Source organism: Streptomyces morookaense (genome assembly GCF_013030945.1).
In the GTDB taxonomy this organism is placed as follows: Bacteria; Actinomycetota; Actinomycetes; order Streptomycetales; family Streptomycetaceae; genus Streptomyces; species Streptomyces morookaensis.
Window position 1 is genome coordinate 1 of sequence record NZ_JABBXF010000229.1, and the last position, 396, is coordinate 396.

Genomic DNA, 396 nt, shown 5'->3' on the forward strand with positions numbered 1-396 from the left:
CTCTTAGTAGGCGGAGTTGACGCTGTCCATGGAGCCGTACTTGTCGGCGGCGTAGTTGCAGGAGGCGACGATGTTGGCGACCGGGTCGTAGATGTCCCAGGACGTGCCGTCCACGTGGTACGCCTTGAACGTCGGGTCGATGATCTGCAGCAGACCCTTGGAGGGGACACCGGCAGCGGCGTTGACGTCCCAGTCGTTGATCGCCTGGGGGTTGCCGGTGGACTCGCGCATGATGTTGCGCTTGATGCCCTCGTAGGAACCCGGGATGCCCTTGGCCTTCATGATGTCCAGGGCCTGGTTGATCCAGCCGTCCAGGTTGTTGCCGTAGGCCTTGGGGGCCGGAGCGGCGGCCTCGGCCTTGGCCTCGGTCTTGGCGGGCTTCAGGGCGGCGCGCTC

The 396-nt window shown here is 65.4% G+C and carries 1 protein-coding gene; it reads right to left on the reverse strand.

The window, feature by feature from the left end:
• Positions 1-3: 3 nt before the first annotated feature.
• Positions 4-396, reverse strand: a 393-nt coding sequence (locus HG542_RS34295; RefSeq protein WP_171088352.1) for a transglycosylase SLT domain-containing protein, incomplete at its 5' end; no start/stop codon positions are given.